Source organism: Neobacillus sp. 19, assembly GCF_049463095.1.
GTDB lineage: Bacteria > Bacillota > Bacilli > Bacillales > Cytobacillaceae > Neobacillus.
Map to the genome: position 1 here is coordinate 19742 of NZ_JBMPZU010000028.1, position 16104 is coordinate 35845.

A 16104-nucleotide genomic window follows, 5' to 3' on the forward strand; every position below is an offset into this window, starting at 1 on the left:
TTCTGAAAGTTTTCCGCTATTACAATAGTTCGATATATCCTTCTGTTCCGTTGACAAGAATTCGTTGTCCATCTTTTATCAGTTTCGTGGCATTTTCCACTCCTACTACTGCAGGTAAGCCATATTCACGTGCGATAACTGCTCCATGGGTCATCAGACCGCCGACTTCAGTGACTAGTCCTTTTATCGATACAAACAATGGTGTCCAGCCGGGGTCAGTAAAGGAGGTTACTAATATATCTCCATCTTCTAAATCAACATCTTCCATGTTTAAGATAACACGTGCTCGCCCCTCTATAACTCCAGAAGAAACAGGCAGACCTAAAATCGCTTCTGCTGGGAGATTTTCTCGTTTGTAATTACCTGCAATGATTTCACCATCAGACGTGATTACACGTGGGGGAGTTAATTTTTCATATAATTTGTACTCGTCTTTCTGTTTGTTAATGACCTGGTAATCCAGTTTATTTGCACGTACGGCCTCCCGGAATTCTTCAAATGTGAGATAGTATATATCTTCTTTTTCATGAATAATACCCGCTTGCACGAGTTGCTCTGCTTCTTTCAGTAATGCCTGCTTATAAACGAAGTAGCGGTTAATCATGCCGTATTTTGGATATTCACGATACCCAATGAAATTTCGGATTTTGTCAATCATTCGTTTTGTTTCTTTGGCCTTTTGTTCACCATCAGGTAATGGTTTCAATCGGTCTACTAACTCCTGTTCTTTTTCCAATGCAAAACAAAGCCCTTGCTCAAATTTGCGCTTGCCAGCATTTGGTTCAAAGTTTTTGATGTTACCAAGAATCATGGGGACAAGGGTAATTGGTTTTTCACTCCAACGAGTTTTCGTGATATCGATTTCTCCGGCACATCGCATTCCATATTTGTTGAGAAAAGCATGGAAAGCGTTTCTCGCTTCCTGTCCACCATCAAACCGAACCAATTCATCCAAAAAGTTATCATCTTTTACTTGTTGTAAATAATCAATGATTTCTGAATAGGGCCGAATTACATCGGCGACATCCAATAGCGCCAGACCCATTTCCGAAGTTATATTGTTAGGTACAGATTGGGAAAGCGTGTCTGCTGCGTTTTTTTCACCCAACCACTCCTCCATTTTTTCGTTGATCCATGTTGAAGCATTTATAGCAGCCATAAATACAGCTGAACTTTGTGGGTCAAATAAAATCTTCTTTAATTCCTGAATATCTTCTAGAATAAAATCAAATAAATCTGATCCTGATTTCGTTTGGATGTTTTGTTTTAATTCCTCAATGGATGTTTGGCTACGCTTAATCAAATCAGAAACAATTGATGGATTGTTTTCGATTTGTGCCAGCATATCTGTATTGCCTCTGCTGGGACTCGGTGCTTTATTATCACTTGGTAACGGTTTTTTAAAATCTCCTCGCTTAAGTGTGTTCATAAGTGCGTCTTTCATGAGCGGATCGTGTTGTCCCATGGCATTTAATAAAATGTTTCTACTGACAGGTGAAGCCAGTTGTTGTGTGACATCCACAAACAACCTTCCACCAGCTTTCCTCATTGGTGCAGGAGTAGTTAACAGGTAAAAAGACAATCCCAATGGTTTAATGGGGTCTGTCATCATCTGCTGATGGCCGACAGATATAAAGACGCGGTTTTCTTGATCATTCGCTTCAGGGATGGGAAAAAGAGTCGTGACTGGCCGGCTTTGGAGAATATAAAAGATATCATCAACCAAACACCATTCGATATCTTGCGGACAACCAAAATTAGCTTCGATCTGTCTTCCGATGCGTGCCAATTGTAAAATTTGCTGGTCAGTAAGTGTTTGAATCTTTTGCCGATCATGATCGATTGGCACGGTCTCTGTACCGCCTTCTTTTCGTGCATTGATAACTAATTTTTTGGTTGCTATCATTTTTTCCACGATTTTATCTTCCTGAACTTTATAACAATCGGCAGATACCAAGCCAGAGACCAGTGCCTCTCCAAGTCCAAAACTCGCATCGATTGATAGCAGCTTTCGATTAGAGGTAATCGGATCAGCGGTAAATAATATCCCTGAAGCCTGTGGGAAAACCATCCTTTGAACGATAACGGATAAATAAACTTGACTGTGGTCAAATCCATTTTGCATACGGTAGATTACCGCCCGATCCGTAAATAGGGAAGCCCAACATTTGCGGATATGCTGTAAGATTGCTTCTTTGCCGATGATATTTAAATAGGTGTCATGTTGACCAGCAAAAGAGGCATTCGGTAAATCCTCAGCAGTCGCACTAGAACGCACGGCATAAGCATGTTCCTCGCCAAATCGGGAGAGATAATGAGTAACTGCGCTTGCAACATCGGAAGGAATTTCTACTTCCATAAGGATTTGTCGAATCTTCCTGCTGATTTCTCCAATTTCTTCTCGATCTTCCACTTCTAGCATAGTAAGCCGATCCAACAATGCATGATACGTCTTGTTTTGTTCGATGGATTTTTGATATCCCACTGTTGTTACACAAAATCCTTCTGGTACTTGAATTCCTTCAATTTTTGATAATTCCCCTAAATTTAACCCTTTCCCGCCAACGAGCGAAACCTGCGCTTTGTCCATTTCCTGAAAACCGAGAGCCAAAGAACTCATTCTACATCTCTCCTTACCATGAATGTTCTTTTGATTTTAGCAGTAGTAAATGAGAATAAAAAGTCTATATTAACCATTTTTTACATGCTATAATTAAATTAGGGAAGAGTTCCAAAAATAGTTTAACCTTGATATAGCAATTAAAACGCAGGATGAATTGAAGTGTAAATTCATCGTGCGTTTTTTTGTGTTCACGTCATGTTTTTATGCTCTTTTCTTTTTTTTGGGCTAGACTAGAAACTGTTAATAAAAGGTGAAGGGGTTAGTAAATGACCAAGCATGAGGTGTTCAAAATATTGGTGTTGATTGAATCTGTTTACCCGTCTTTTGTTACGAAAGATGATACCGTTCTTCAATGGTTGGAATTTGGCAAGCAAATGGATTATCACCAGGTAATGAAAAACGTACTAACACATATTCGGAAAAGTCCATATCCACCAACTATTGCAGACATTATTGAAGGTAAAGTAGAAGTTATCAAAGGAAGCGGCCAAATCCAAATGGAAAGCTGGAGATCCATACCGGCTTGGATGATGGAATATACACTGAAGCAGGATGTACAAAATTGAGTAGCACAAGAAGGATTGAAAATATTTAGCGATTGTCACCAACATAGTTTAGCAAAATTCAGGACTCCTGCCCATGCCTTTTTATGGTTTCAACATACTCTAGACTGTAACCTATATAAAGGAGAGATGCTCAAATGAACGATATGAGACAATTTGGTGCAGGTATGGGAGGATTTCCAGGCGTGGGTGGATATAGCGGATTGGGATTGAGTGGATTCCCAGGCGTGACTGGATATAGCGGTATGGGAATGGGTGGATACCCAAGTTACGGTGGATATGGCGGTATAGGAATGGGAGGATACCCTGGATATGGTTGGCATGGCGGCTGGGGTGGAGGATTCCCTGGTCACGGCTGGCATGGCGGCTGGGGCGGTGGATTCCCGGGTCACGGCTGGCACGGGGGCTGGGGTGGAGGATTCCCTGGTCACGGCTGGCACGGCGGCTGGGGTTGATTCCCAGGCTGCATAGGGGCAACACCCATTTACCTTAATTGGAGACAGAATATAGAATTTTATATGTCATAATGAAAAAAGCCTTGGTCTTTCAAGGCTTTTTTCTGTGAGAATGAATTTCTTAAAACAGAAAGGATTCTGTCTTTCAACTCCCACTAATTTGATTTTAATTGTGAGAGGGTGTCTTTATCACAAATAACGAAGAGCTGTGCGGTATCTGGGATGTGGTCGTCTAGTTTTTGATTAATGTGAAGGTCGCCGCGATCGGCAACAAGTGTGGCCCCTTTGTTAAGCAAATCTACGAAGGCATCACGATAGGTTTGCCATTCGGCTTGTTTTGGAATTTCAAACACGGATTCTCCATACTGGGTGCTCAACAGTTCTGAATACATATGGGTAACACCAGGCGAGAATAAAGATCTAACGGCTGCATGGGAGATCATTTCCTGTGTAGGAATAAATTCATCTACATTCACATGCTTGAATAGGGGGATATGGCATTGATTAATTACTTCGGCGGTCACATGAATATTTTTATTATATTTTTCTTCCAGTGTCGTAATCGCAGTCGCAATTAATAATGTTTTCCCATCCACAAGCAGCGGATCTTTCGTTGCAAAATTATCCTGCGTGATTTGATCAGCAAAAATAATTACACCTTTTGCTTTCGGTAAATTTGCTTGAAGGAGAATATCTTCATTCGTCGCATCACCATGAACATAATGGAGCCGTTCGTTGATTAATGGAGATTTTTCCAAAACATCAATAATAACAATATCAATCTTTTTATCTGATTTAAAAATTTCATCAATGGCTAATCTGGACTTCGCATTCCATCCAACCAAAATGATATGATTTTTGCCAGTATATTTCATTTTTCCTCCGAGTTTCAATTTATCGATAAAATAGACAGAATCAATAATTTTTCCAATAAAGACACTGACAAGGGCAATACCTGTGATATAAAGAATAATGGTATAGAACTTACCTGTGTTGGTAACTGGGGTATAGTCTCCAAACCCTACCGTTGCAAGGGTAGTGAGCACCCAATATAAAGAGGTTAAAAAAGATTGAAATGTTTTAGGCTCAATCCAATAGATCGTAAAAGCGGCCAATATGATATATAAAATGAAAAATGGAAAAAAGATTTTATTCCGAAGTTTCACTAAGTAATAGAGCCATTTTTTCAAATGCATTCCCACAGATATGCATCCTGCCTTTCATGTGAACGAATACCCTTATATTTCCCAAATGGTGCCAAAAAATCAGTATTATGTAATAACCCATAAAAAAAACCCATCACCACTTGGGGATGAGGTAATTAAATGAAACTGTTTTTTGCGGTCCAGCTGTCACTCATGTCAGAATCGTATATATAGGAAATAGGGATAATCATCGGGACAAAATCACCATTTTGTTCACCATAGCCTTGGTTTCGTTTATAGGAAACGAACTGGTCAATAAACTGGTTTGGTCCCATATTCATCACGGAGCCATGATCGAATACATTGACCTTCAATGCCCCCAGATTGACAACCATCGGTGCAAAAATCAACTATATCACCCCTAGAAAATCATTAAATAATACTATTTTTCGCTGAATTACTATCTGATACATCAGGGTCTACAACCCATGAGATAGGGATGTTTACAGGGGATAAATCACCGTTTTGTTCGCCCACGCCTTGGTTTCGTTTATAGGAAACAAACTGGTCAACAAATTGATTGGGTCCGAGATTAATGAACGAGGAATTATCCACTGCGTTTACCTTAAAACCTAAAAAATTGATCGCCATTGGTGCGATATTCAATACAATCACTCCCTACACCTGATTTATTTTTATCGAGGGGATATCGATGATTTCTTCATCTAAAACAATGTGAATGGGAACAGCCGTAATAGATAAATCCCCAAATTGCTGGCCAAAGCCTTGGTTTTTTTTCCCGGCAACATTGATTCCTTTTAAAAAGGCAGAGCCAACCGAAACGGCACTTTTATGATCTGGGCTGTTAATTTTCATACTGCCAATATTGACATTAGTTGGGATAAAAAACATGTTAATCTCCTTTCAAAAAAAGGCCGTTAGTAAGCATTTTTATTAATATATTCCTATGAACGGATATTAAGACCACACGCAAAACAACTGCCTATCAATCAAAAAAAAAGAAAGTGGTGTAAACCACTTTCGAAAGAAGGAAAACTTTTATGGGTAATAACATGATATGTCATAATTGGACGTGCATGTAGTGAACATGTCCATTTTGAAATAAAAGGGCGCTAACAAATTTTATGAATTAGCTCAATTGTATTATTTTTAGGCGAGTTAACTAAGGTTGAAACTTCATAGGTCTCCATTAAATGGTCGTCATACGGGACAAATAATGATTTTAATAGGGAGGGGTCTGGGGCTGACGGATTGAGCCATGTTTGTTCATCTTCACGCTTTAAAATGACGGGCATCCGGTTGTGAATATCCTTCATCAAATCATTAGGGCCGGTTGTAATGACAGAACAGGTGTAAAGCGTTTTTCCATCCGGAGTCTTCCAACCCTCCCAAATTCCTGCCATGGCAAACATTTCATCTGACTTTAATTTGATTCGCATCGGTGTTTTGCTTTTATCCTCATGGCGCTTCCATTCATAGAAGCTATCCGCAATGACAAGACAGCGCTTCTTTTTGAAAGCATTTCGAAAGCTCGGTTTTTCTGATAAGGTTTCGGCTCTGGCATTGATCATTTTATTGCCAATCGACACATCCTTCGCCCATGGAGGAACTAAGCCCCATCTTAAAAATCCCATTCGATTTGACCTCCCGTCATTAATTACGGCAAGTACGGACTGGGAAGGGGCAATATTATAGCTGGGGGAATAAAGCTCTTCCTCCATAAACGCTTGAATATCAAATCGATTGATGATTTCTTCAATGGTTGCTGTTAGCGTAAATCGGCCGCACATATTTTTCACCTCATCCATTTGTTACAATTATTTTAACAAAATTTTCTCCAAAACACATTTATCTATTTCCATAAGAGTGTGAAAAGAGGAGGCCCAGCAGGGGCTCCTCTTTGGAAGTTTGTTTTAACGTGCTCTTCGGGCGAAGTCGACAAAACGGAATTTATCGGGTCTGTGCCGTGATTCTGTGTACTGAAAGAGGGTGGCATCGTCTAAGTACACTTGGTTTTTGATGACAACGACATTATGAAAACCTTCTAAATCCAAAAGCATACGGTCTTCATCGGTTGGCTCAGCCACGGTAATTTCTTTTTTAGCAAAACTGATGGTCAAGTTCAATTCATTTTCCAGGTATTGGTAAATTGAGTCGGCACAAATCTCTTCTGTTAAAGAAGGGACGTACTTGTTCGCAAGAAAATCCTTATCTAAAATAATTTTTTCGCCGCCCATTTCTCTTGTACGAACGACCTTCCATACTTGATCTTTCCCGCCTAGCTGAAGCTGCTGCCGTATAAATCCATCAGGTTTAATTAACGAGAGTTCATTTACAATTGTTTTTGGTTTTTTGCCCATTTTACTTGCCAATTCTTTGAAGCTGACTAAGCCAGAAACAGGAAAATCAAATTTGCTGATGTCGATGACAATCGAACCTTTCCCTCTAACTTTTTGAATATAGCCATTTTGTGAGAGCAGATTTAATGCTTTGCGAATCGTTTCCCTCGAGGTATCGAACTGATCTTTTAATTCGTTCTCAGAGGGGAGAAGCGTCTGCGGCGTAATTTCGCCGCTTTTAATTTGCTCGACTATGCAGTTATAAATGGTAAGGTATTTGTTTGTCATAGAGATTCTCCGTTCATTTTTTCAAGTGGTACACGATGGATTCATAGGGCCGGAGAAGAATTTCTCTTCCTAACTGGGCAGAATCCTCATAGTTAGAGAGTAACATCTCGCTCGTAAAATCATCAAGGTTTAAATGTGGAAGGAGGATAACTGTATTCTCCTTACCATAAAAATTGTTAATGATCAGTAATTTTTCTGAATCGGCGTTTCTGATAAAAGCAAAAATCTGTTCATCTTGATCTAGAATAAGCTCATAATCCCCATTAGTAATGATATCATAGCTTTTTCTTAATTGAATTAACTTTTGATAGTGATAGAAAATGGAGTCTTGATCCTGTACAGCCGCTTCGGCATTAATTTTTTTATAGTTTGCCGCCGTTTGAATCCAAGGGGTTCCGGTCGTAAAGCCGGCATTCCTGCTTGCATTCCATTGAATCGGAGTTCTTGAATTGTCACGGGATTTTTGTTTAAGTATGTCAAGAATCTCATGTTCCTGCATTCCTTCTTGCTTTTTGATGGTAAACATATTTAACGACTCAACGTCACGGTATTCCTCAATAGAGTTAAAGTTCGGGTTCGTCATCCCGAATTCCTCTCCCTGATAAATATAAGGCGTTCCCTGCATCATATGGAGGGCTGTGGCCAGCATTTTGGCAGATTCTTTGTGATACTCTTGGTCATCACCAAAACGGGAGACCACCCGCGGCTGATCATGATTACACCAGAAGAGGGCATTCCAGCCGCCGCCTTGATTCATTTCAACCTGCCACCTGGACAAAATATCTTTTAAAGCCTGAAAATCAAAATCAGCTTTTGTCCATTTATCTCCGTTTGGATAATCCACCTTCAAGTGATGGAAATTGAAGGTCATATTCAATTCCTCTTGCTCCGGATTGGTATAACGGATGCAATTATCAATCGAAGTAGAGGACATTTCACCAACGGTCATAATGTCATAGCGCGAGAAAACTTTCTCGTTCATTTCATGTAAAAACTCATGAATTCTCGGTCCGTCTGTATAAAATTTCCGTCCATCACTGTCATCTTGCGGGAATTGCCGGTCTTTTGAAATTAAATTAATGACGTCCAAACGGAAGCCATCGACACCTTTTTTCAGCCAAAAATGCATCATTTCGTATAATGCCGCACGGACTTTTTCATTTTCCCAGTTTAAATCAGCCTGTGTTACATCGAACAAATGCAGATAGTATTGTTCAGTTTTTTCATCGAACGCCCAAGCAGATCCGCCAAATTTAGATTCCCAGTTTGTCGGCGGCTCGCCGTTTTGGCCGTCCTTCCAAATATAGAAGTCGCGAAAAGGATTGTCCTTAGAGGACTTTGCCTGTTGGAACCATTCATGTTCAGTTGATGTATGATTGATGACGATATCCATGATGATTTTTAGACCGCGTTTATGGGCTTCATCTAAAAGCAGGTCGAAGTCATCCATTGTGCCATAATCCTCATGAATCGAATAGTAATCGCTAATATCATAACCGTTATCACGCTGTGGAGATTTGTAAATAGGAGTAAGCCAAATGACATCTACTCCAAGTTCTTTTATATAGTCTAGTTTTTCAATAATCCCTTGTAGGTCGCCGGTCCCGTTTCCGGTTGTATCTTGAAAACTTTTTGGATAGATTTGATAAACAACTGCTTTTTTCCACCATGCTGTTGACATTTCAAACACCTGCCTATTTATTTTAAGTACTCTAATGTGGAAAAGGAGGGAGTGGGTCTCCCTCCTTGATGGAGTGTACATTTACTTTTTAAGTTTCAATTTTTTAACACCTGTTTTTGCAAAAATAGTCGTTAAGACGAATGGCACCACAATCGAAATCAACATACAGATTGCAAACATAGCCATATGTTTTGGCTGAATCGAAAGAATCCCAGGGAGACCGCCGACACCAATCGAGTTTGCCATTACACCGCTTGCAACCGATACAACGCCTGCAATCATAGAACCAATCATCGCTGCTAAGAATGGGAAGCCATATTTAAGGTTAATCCCAAACATAGCCGGCTCCGTTACCCCTAGGTAACATGAAATCGTCGCAGGAATGGAAACTTGCTTTTCTTCTTCGTTTTTACGGTTGATAAAGATCATTGCTAGAACGGCTGAACCTTGCGCAATATTGGAAAGGGCAATCATTGGCCATAGGTTTGTTCCACCCAGTTCACTCATCAATTGAAGGTCAATTGCGTTTGTCATATGATGTAAACCAGTTATGACAAGTGGTGCATACGCAAATCCGAAGATAGCAGCGAATAACCAGCCAAATGCAGAAGTTAAGCTGGAATATACCACATGAGAGATTCCAGAACCAATAGACCAGCCAATAGGACCCAAAATAGTGTGGGCAATTAATACGGTTGGAACTAACGCTAAAAATGGTACAACAATCATGGAAATGGAATTTGGTACGATTTTACGTAATCTGGTTTCTAGGAAGCCTAATACGATTCCTGCTAAAATGGCAGGGATAACTTGGGCTTGATAGCCAATCATTTTAATTTGGGCAAAGCCAAAGTCCCACACTGGAATTTCCTTTGCACCTGCAACGCCGTAAGCATTTAATAATTGCGGTGAAACTAAGGTGATACCAAGGACGATACCTAGTATTTGAGACGCACCCATTTTTTTCGCAACAGACCAGGTGATCCCGACAGGAAGGAAGTGGAATATCGCTTCACCAATCAGCCATAGGAAGGCGTGAACACCGGCCCAGAATTGTGAAACTTCGACGATCGTCTTTGTGCCGTCATCCAATAGCTTAATATCACCGATTACATTTCGGAAACCAAGGATTAAACCACCGACAACAAGTGCTGGAATTAATGGAGTGAAGATTTCAGCCAGGTGACCCATCATGCGCTGAAGCCAGTTCTGATTTTGCTTAGCTGCAACTTTAGCTTCTTCTTTTGACGTACCATCTACACCGGCAATTTTGACAAATTCATTATAAAAGCTTGATACTTCATTCCCAATGATTACTTGGAATTGACCTGCTTGGGTAAATGTACCCTTTACGAGTTTCATCGACTCGATTTCTTTTATATTTGCTTTGTTTGGATCATTTAAAACAAATCTCATTCTTGTGACACAGTGGGTCACGGCTGCGATGTTTTCCTTACCACCAATATGTTCCAGTAGGTCTTTTGAAGGATCTGTATACTTGGACATGTTTCTTTCCCCCTATAATGGGATTACTCCCGGTTTTTAGCCGATAGGAAAGTGAAATTTTCCCATTAGGCATAAGTGCAACTAAGCGTCTGTCTTCACCCTAACGGGCTAGCCAATCAGCAAGTTTTCTTTATCTAATTTTTATATACAGCTATGGGCACGTTTTCATTTGAAACGGGTGCTTGTATATACAAGTTTTGGTTACGGTTTCATTTTAACTTGTATATACATGTATGTCAACCAAGAAATATTTATTCTTTTGTTTTGGGGAATTCCTATGACCTTTTCAATTCAAGTTTGTTCCTATGTCTTTCGAACCACTTTTTCCCTTTACAGCTTTAAACTATTGAATGAATTTTGAAAAGGTGCTAAAATGGGAATGTTTAAATTCTTCTGAGTTTAGACCTCCTAATTGTGGGAACCTAGCCTGGACCGCTAAGTTCTCGTTTAAACCTTTGAATCGTATTCAAAGGTTCTTTTTTTGAAAAAAGACAATGTACGATAAAGTACAAGTTATTATGATAATAGACAGGAAAAAGGAGGCCAGATCAGATATCGGCCTCCTTTTTTAGTGATATAAGATTTTCAAGTTTCGGCTTTGAGAATTGTCCAGCGCGCTTGCGCTTTTCTTTTCTACAAATATAGTCCTGCTAAGAATATACCTAGTGTTTTTTGATAGATTTCATCAAATTGTGAGATTGGAAGGGGATTGACGCCTCTGCCAATCTCAACGGTAAAGCCCGGCCGCCGCCAGTCTTGGATAAACCAGTCCTTGAAACCAGCATAACTTTCAATTGTTTTGACTGGCCCGTAGCCACTGACCCTGCTAAATTCTTTCACGATGACTTCAGATTCCGGTGGTTCGGCATTTTCAAACCCCCAATAAATCACTTCACCCTGTGTATGGAAGGCTAGTACTCTCGTAAAATCTCGTTTTTTTGTCAGTTCGGCCATAGCGATTGCTTCGGGCTCGGATAATGGCTTTTCGCCGCCATAATCCCTTGGGCCCGGCTTGTCGGGGTTTCTCGCTTTCTCTAATTCCCATTTCGCCGGAAATTGGTCATTCAGGTCGACACCTCTTATATTTGCCTTCCATCCTGAAAAGTCCATGCTGCCTTTATTGTATTCAACTACTCGCTGTTTCCATGGTTCATTGGCAGGAGGTCCATGTAAGACTAGATCCACTCCATCGGGATTTACCATTGGGACAATTGATAATGTGTTTTGCTGATAAATAGGAGAGGTGGATAGACCGCGAATAGTATTTTGATTTGTTAAAGAAAGTAAATAGTCATTTATAAAGGTCATGAGGACGGGTGTGGTAATCCATTCATTCGCATGAAATGAAGCGTTATAATGAACCTTTTTACCACCGGTACCAATGAGGATTTCTGAAATGGTTTTTCCTAAAACTGTATTCCCTATTGTAGAGACTTGCAAAAACGGATAGACTGCCTGCAGCCGTTTGATATCATTCAGCAACAATTTGTAATCGTAGTTTTGTCCGCCATGCACTAATCTCCATGTAATCCGGAGTGGAACTTTAATGATCTGGCCTGTCTTCAAATTATTTGGGTTTATGTTAGGGTTAACCAAAAGAATCGCTTCAAGTGGAAGATGGCGATTTTGGGCGATTTTCCATAATGTGTCACCATGGCGAATCTGGTATCTTGGGCAACAAACCCGGGAATCCGTACCTGCTGTCCAATGTTGAGGCTGTTCACTTGAATCATTCGATTCGAATCAATGATGAGCTGTAAATTGATTTTAAATAATTGACTGTAATGCCATAAAGAATCCCCGCGCCTAACAAAAATATCCATTTTTTTCCTCCTGGCTGAGTAAAATAGTATTACTAAAAAGGTATGCAAAAGGGAATAAATTATTAGTTGGTAGGTTTATTCTAAGAATCTGTTTTTCCATTCCGGGGATGGGAGGAGGCAGGTTTCTTTTTTTCCGAACCATTTATAGCGGTTTTTCGCAATGATATTGTAAAGGGTGTCGCGAATGATTGGAGGGATAATGAAGAAAATCGATACCAGCTTCCAAGCTCCATTTAATTGTTTTCCAACACGTAAAGCTGCACTTGATTTCATATGAATTTTTTCATTCTCAATGAAAATAAAACTGTTTAGGTTTGTCTTTAGACCATATTTTTCTAATAACTCTTGACCGGATTGTCCTTGGAGAGAGGCAAATTTAAATTTCGCCTTAGGATCCCTCTTAATAATAAATTGCACGCTGCTATTGCAAAGATTACAAATTCCATCAAATAAAATTATCCGTTCCACACTATCACCAGCTTTTTCAGTAAGTTATACTTTATTTAAAATTATTGCATTGTCAAAACTTAATTACAATAAATGATGATTGAAGAAAGTCTCAATTTTATAAATTATAACAACGAATGGGGAGTGAAAAGCATGTGGAAAAATGAGTTAACCACATTATTTAACATAAATTATCCAATCATTCAAGCACCGATGGCAGGTGGACCGACAACCTCTGAATTAGTTGCTGCTGTTTCAAATGCAGGCGGGTTGGGAGTGATAGCTGCAGGATACTTAAGTCCCATGCAATTACGTAACCAAATTTCTCAGGTACGAAAGTTAACGGATAAACCATTCGGAATTAATGTATTTGTTCCTGCAAATTACACGGCAGATACTAGCAAACTCCGAAAAGCTAATGATTTATTAAAACCAATGTGGGAAGAATTTCAGATTATTGAAGTACCGGTCCTTCCAACCTTTGAACAGGATCTAGATATCTTCGAGCAGCAGATTAATATAATAATGGAAGAAAACATTCAAATTTGTTCCTTTACCTTTGGAATCCCGTCGCAAGAAATGGTAACGAAATTTAAAAAGAATTCGTCTTTTTTGATAGGAACTGCTACGACGGTTCAGGAAGCAATCATGATTGAAAAGGCAGGAATGGATGCAGTAGTCGTCCAGGGAGCTGAAGCGGGCGGGCATCGCGGAACATTCATTGGGAAAGAGAATCAAAGCCACATTGGATTAATGTCACTCATTCCACAGGCTGCCGATGTAATCAGCCTGCCGCTTATTGCAGCAGGCGGCATAATGGATGGCAGGGGAATCATGGCTGCAAGATGCCTCGGAGCTCATGCCGTGCAAATGGGTACTGCTTTTCTTGTTTGTGATGAGAGCGGGGCAAACACTCTTCACAAAGAGGCGATTATGAAGGCATCAGAAGACCAGATGGTATTGACCAAGGCATTTTCAGGTAAATTAGCCAGGGGCCTTCATAATCGCTTTATCGAAGAAATGAAACCATATGATGAAGTTCTCCCGGCATATCCACTGCAAAATGAACTAACGAAGGGAATTAGAAAGGCATCTGCAGCAGCCAGATCCATCGAATATATGTCGCTATGGTCAGGACAAAGTCCTAGATTAGCAAAACCATTAACCGTTCGCGAATTAATGAATAAGATTATTGGGGAGGCAGAAAACCTACACCAAAGACTATAAACTAAAACCATTCCAACCGAATAATTGTCCGTCTTGAGCGGACACTGTCCACGGACGGTGCCTGACACCAAAATATGTATTTTCATTGTAGTTATGGTATTATTAAATGGGTTTGTCTATTTTGTCTATTTATCTCATATTATTCAAGTTTATCCTTTTTAAGGGGAGGGGTGGTTGTGATTAAAATAGTTAGAAAAACTCCCTATTTGCTATTTTTGTTGGTGATTCCGCTTCTTGCTGTGGTTTACCAATTTTTAAATAATCGATCACATAAAGCGGTTGATATTTCAACGGCGTTGGATCAATCCATTCCATTTTTGCCAATCTTTATCCTCCCATATATTCTTTGGTATGCTTATATTTTTTGTTATTTGGTTTACTTTTGCTTTCAGGATACAAAGATATACCTCAAAACCTTATTAATGATTGTCATCGCCGAGTTGATTTGTTTTGTGATTTACTTCCTTTTCCAGACGACAGTCCCAAGGCCGGCACTAACCGGCGACGATTTCCTAACTAATTTAGTGCAGTGGATTTATATGAATGATCGTCCATTTAATTGTTTTCCAAGTATACATGTGCTGACAACTTTTGCCGTTATGCTTGCATCGCTCCACATCAAAAACAAACACATCCTAAACACCTTATGTATCCATATCTCAGGTTCGTTTATAATCATTTCAACTCTTTTTGTTAAACAGCATGTTATCTTTGATATGATTGGATCCATGTTCTTAATTACCTTTCTGTATGGAATCACATTTGAATTACTGTCTTTCCGTTTGAGGGAAAAATCAGAAACTGTTTATGTGAAAAACAAATAGACTTTGATTTTTTAAGAATGACTATTTTATTAATTGGCTCTGTTAAAGTTCATTGTTGACTTTTTACCACTGTTGATTGTAGCGGAAGGCGCGAGACTCCTGCGGGAGCAGCGGGACAGGTGAGACCCCACAGGCGCTTTAGCACCGAGGAGGCTCACCGCACGCCCCGCGGAAAGCGAAGCGACTGTAGCGGAAATCAACAGCCACGTTTAACAGAGCTTATTAATTAAAAGAGTGCCACCCGTGGCACTCTTTTGCATAGTTCTAAAAGCTTGTTTCATAAACAGCCATAAATAGAGATCAACCTAGGTCATATGGACTGTTTTAATATGCTGTAGATTAATATAGATTGGCTCTTCTTTTGCACCGATTAATTCGACAAAATTATTCTTAATTCCTTGAATTTTGCCGATGACATTCTCGTTTTCACCGATATTAAAAACGATTAATTCGCCCATTAACTTTTCAATTTGGACTTCATATGATCGGGCGAATGTGATATTGCTCGGATTCACTGGAAGATTTGCGTTACTTAGACCATATGGCCGCTGATTATTCGTGTACGGGATTAACCACTTTAAATGGTTAAGGGAGATAAACATCGTTTTGTATAAGGGGGAGTAAAAGACAAAATAATTATTCATGATGCTAATAATATAGCCATGCAGTGCTTGTTTACTTGTTACGTAGATTTCTGTGAAAATTCCCTTTGCAGATGTAAGGGTTTTTCTTAACGATGTTTCTTCATTGTGATTATAAATAGGTGTTGGTTCATCATTAAAACTAATTTCCGCAATTTCATCCTGTTTTAGAAATTGCCAGTTTTGGACATGAATAGTTGGAATGTAAAGATAATCATTGCCATTGAATACTACCCATATATCACTGCCAATATCCACTAACAAACCACTGATGAATTTCTTACCAGAAATCTCCAGTTTAATATATTTGCCGATGTTTTCTTTTAACTTCATTTACTCACTTCCTTTCCTTGTTTTTTCCTTATACAAATAGAGATGGGCTTAGGAGATATTTCTATTAAAGTATTTGAGCGCGACGAAAAACGCTGAAAGCGTTTCACGATAAATGCGAAAACGCCTATCTAGGTTGTTGGGATCAATTTTTGGAAGTTAATATCGGCTTGACAACCCAACGAGTACAG

General features: G+C 39.5%; 15 protein-coding genes and 1 pseudogene. 4 read left to right on the forward strand and 12 right to left on the reverse strand.

Annotated features, from left to right (window positions below):
* Window positions 1–19: 19 nt before the first annotated feature.
* Window positions 20–2620: a phosphoenolpyruvate synthase gene (gene ppsA / locus ACO1D1_RS06545; RefSeq protein ID WP_423335321.1), complete on the reverse strand. Its 2601-nt coding sequence runs from the start codon at window positions 2618–2620 to the stop codon at window positions 20–22.
* 269 nt (window positions 2621–2889) lie between these two features.
* Here ppsA and ACO1D1_RS06550 point away from each other — a divergent pair, with 269 nt between their 5' ends.
* Together ACO1D1_RS06550 and ACO1D1_RS06555 are read left to right on the forward strand one after the other, a co-directional pair.
* On the forward strand, window positions 2890–3189 hold the full coding sequence (locus tag ACO1D1_RS06550) for a replicative helicase loader/inhibitor (protein WP_149870222.1): 300 nt from the start codon (window positions 2890–2892) through the stop codon (window positions 3187–3189).
* Window positions 3190–3323: 134 nt separating this feature from the next.
* Window positions 3324–3641: a spore coat protein gene (locus tag ACO1D1_RS06555; RefSeq protein WP_423335322.1), complete on the forward strand. Its 318-nt coding sequence runs from the start codon at window positions 3324–3326 to the stop codon at window positions 3639–3641.
* Between the two features lie 155 nt (window positions 3642–3796).
* Here the strand turns inward: ACO1D1_RS06555 and ACO1D1_RS06560 are convergent, their stop codons facing one another.
* The 10 genes and pseudogenes from ACO1D1_RS06560 to ACO1D1_RS06605 form a co-directional block, all read right to left on the reverse strand.
* Window positions 3797–4837 (reverse strand): potassium channel family protein, encoded by a 1041-nt coding sequence (locus ACO1D1_RS06560; protein WP_223820999.1) that lies wholly within the window; start codon window positions 4835–4837, stop codon window positions 3797–3799.
* Between the two features lie 125 nt (window positions 4838–4962).
* The gene (locus tag ACO1D1_RS06565; protein ID WP_149870225.1) at window positions 4963–5196 is read right to left on the reverse strand and encodes a hypothetical protein; all 234 of its coding nucleotides are present in this window, start codon (window positions 5194–5196) and stop codon (window positions 4963–4965) included.
* Between the two features lie 22 nt (window positions 5197–5218).
* Window positions 5219–5452: a hypothetical protein gene (locus tag ACO1D1_RS06570; RefSeq protein WP_149870226.1), complete on the reverse strand. Its 234-nt coding sequence runs from the start codon at window positions 5450–5452 to the stop codon at window positions 5219–5221.
* Window positions 5453–5464: 12 nt separating this feature from the next.
* Window positions 5465–5698 (reverse strand): hypothetical protein, encoded by a 234-nt coding sequence (locus ACO1D1_RS06575; protein ID WP_149870227.1) that lies wholly within the window; start codon window positions 5696–5698, stop codon window positions 5465–5467.
* Between the two features lie 221 nt (window positions 5699–5919).
* Entirely contained in the window at window positions 5920–6597 is a 678-nt protein-coding gene (locus tag ACO1D1_RS06580; RefSeq protein WP_423335328.1) for an SOS response-associated peptidase, read from the reverse strand.
* Between the two features lie 123 nt (window positions 6598–6720).
* Complete coding sequence (gene treR / locus ACO1D1_RS06585; RefSeq protein ID WP_149870228.1) at window positions 6721–7434, reverse strand: trehalose operon repressor; 714 nt, start codon at window positions 7432–7434, stop codon at window positions 6721–6723.
* A 13-nt stretch (window positions 7435–7447) separates the two neighbouring features.
* A complete protein-coding gene (gene treC / locus ACO1D1_RS06590) occupies window positions 7448–9115 on the reverse strand; it encodes an alpha,alpha-phosphotrehalase (protein ID WP_423335323.1) in 1668 nt (555 codons plus the stop codon).
* Between the two features lie 81 nt (window positions 9116–9196).
* Window positions 9197–10621, reverse strand: coding sequence for a PTS system trehalose-specific EIIBC component (treP, locus tag ACO1D1_RS06595; protein WP_423335324.1), 1425 nt, complete (start codon window positions 10619–10621; stop codon window positions 9197–9199).
* Between the two features lie 633 nt (window positions 10622–11254).
* Window positions 11255–12444: pseudogene (locus ACO1D1_RS06600) on the reverse strand (M14 family metallopeptidase).
* A 75-nt stretch (window positions 12445–12519) separates the two neighbouring features.
* Window positions 12520–12912 (reverse strand): thiol-disulfide oxidoreductase DCC family protein, encoded by a 393-nt coding sequence (locus tag ACO1D1_RS06605; RefSeq protein WP_149870232.1) that lies wholly within the window; start codon window positions 12910–12912, stop codon window positions 12520–12522.
* Window positions 12913–13044: 132 nt separating this feature from the next.
* Between ACO1D1_RS06605 and ACO1D1_RS06610 the strand changes: the two genes are divergently transcribed.
* Both ACO1D1_RS06610 and ACO1D1_RS06615 read left to right on the forward strand, forming a co-directional pair.
* Entirely contained in the window at window positions 13045–14118 is a 1074-nt protein-coding gene (locus ACO1D1_RS06610; protein WP_423335325.1) for an NAD(P)H-dependent flavin oxidoreductase, read from the forward strand.
* Between the two features lie 176 nt (window positions 14119–14294).
* Window positions 14295–14942 carry a phosphatase PAP2 family protein gene (locus ACO1D1_RS06615; protein ID WP_423335326.1) on the forward strand — a complete coding sequence of 216 codons (648 nt, stop codon included), beginning with the start codon at window positions 14295–14297 and terminating at the stop codon, window positions 14940–14942.
* A 305-nt stretch (window positions 14943–15247) separates the two neighbouring features.
* On the opposite strand, the gene ACO1D1_RS06620 is transcribed toward ACO1D1_RS06615, so the two are convergent.
* The gene (locus ACO1D1_RS06620; RefSeq protein WP_149870233.1) at window positions 15248–15916 is read right to left on the reverse strand and encodes a DUF2642 domain-containing protein; all 669 of its coding nucleotides are present in this window, start codon (window positions 15914–15916) and stop codon (window positions 15248–15250) included.
* Between the last annotated feature and the right edge of the window lie 188 nt (window positions 15917–16104).

What these genes read in the sequence shown, in the direction of transcription:
- ppsA (WP_423335321.1), bottom strand. Translation starts at nt 2,620, where the DNA reads ATGAGTTCTTTGGCTCTCGGTTTTCAGGAAATGGACAAAGCGCAGGTT.
- ACO1D1_RS06550 (WP_149870222.1), top strand. Translation starts at nt 2,890, where the DNA reads ATGACCAAGCATGAGGTGTTCAAAATATTGGTGTTGATTGAATCTGTT.
- ACO1D1_RS06555 (WP_423335322.1), top strand. Translation starts at nt 3,324, where the DNA reads ATGAACGATATGAGACAATTTGGTGCAGGTATGGGAGGATTTCCAGGC.
- ACO1D1_RS06560 (WP_223820999.1), bottom strand. Translation starts at nt 4,837, where the DNA reads ATGCATTTGAAAAAATGGCTCTATTACTTAGTGAAACTTCGGAATAAA.
- ACO1D1_RS06575 (WP_149870227.1), bottom strand. Translation starts at nt 5,698, where the DNA reads ATGTTTTTTATCCCAACTAATGTCAATATTGGCAGTATGAAAATTAAC.
- ACO1D1_RS06580 (WP_423335328.1), bottom strand. Translation starts at nt 6,597, where the DNA reads ATGTGCGGCCGATTTACGCTAACAGCAACCATTGAAGAAATCATCAAT.
- treR (WP_149870228.1), bottom strand. Translation starts at nt 7,434, where the DNA reads ATGACAAACAAATACCTTACCATTTATAACTGCATAGTCGAGCAAATT.
- treC (WP_423335323.1), bottom strand. Translation starts at nt 9,115, where the DNA reads ATGTCAACAGCATGGTGGAAAAAAGCAGTTGTTTATCAAATCTATCCA.
- treP (WP_423335324.1), bottom strand. Translation starts at nt 10,621, where the DNA reads ATGTCCAAGTATACAGATCCTTCAAAAGACCTACTGGAACATATTGGT.
- ACO1D1_RS06610 (WP_423335325.1), top strand. Translation starts at nt 13,045, where the DNA reads ATGTGGAAAAATGAGTTAACCACATTATTTAACATAAATTATCCAATC.
- ACO1D1_RS06620 (WP_149870233.1), bottom strand. Translation starts at nt 15,916, where the DNA reads ATGAAGTTAAAAGAAAACATCGGCAAATATATTAAACTGGAGATTTCT.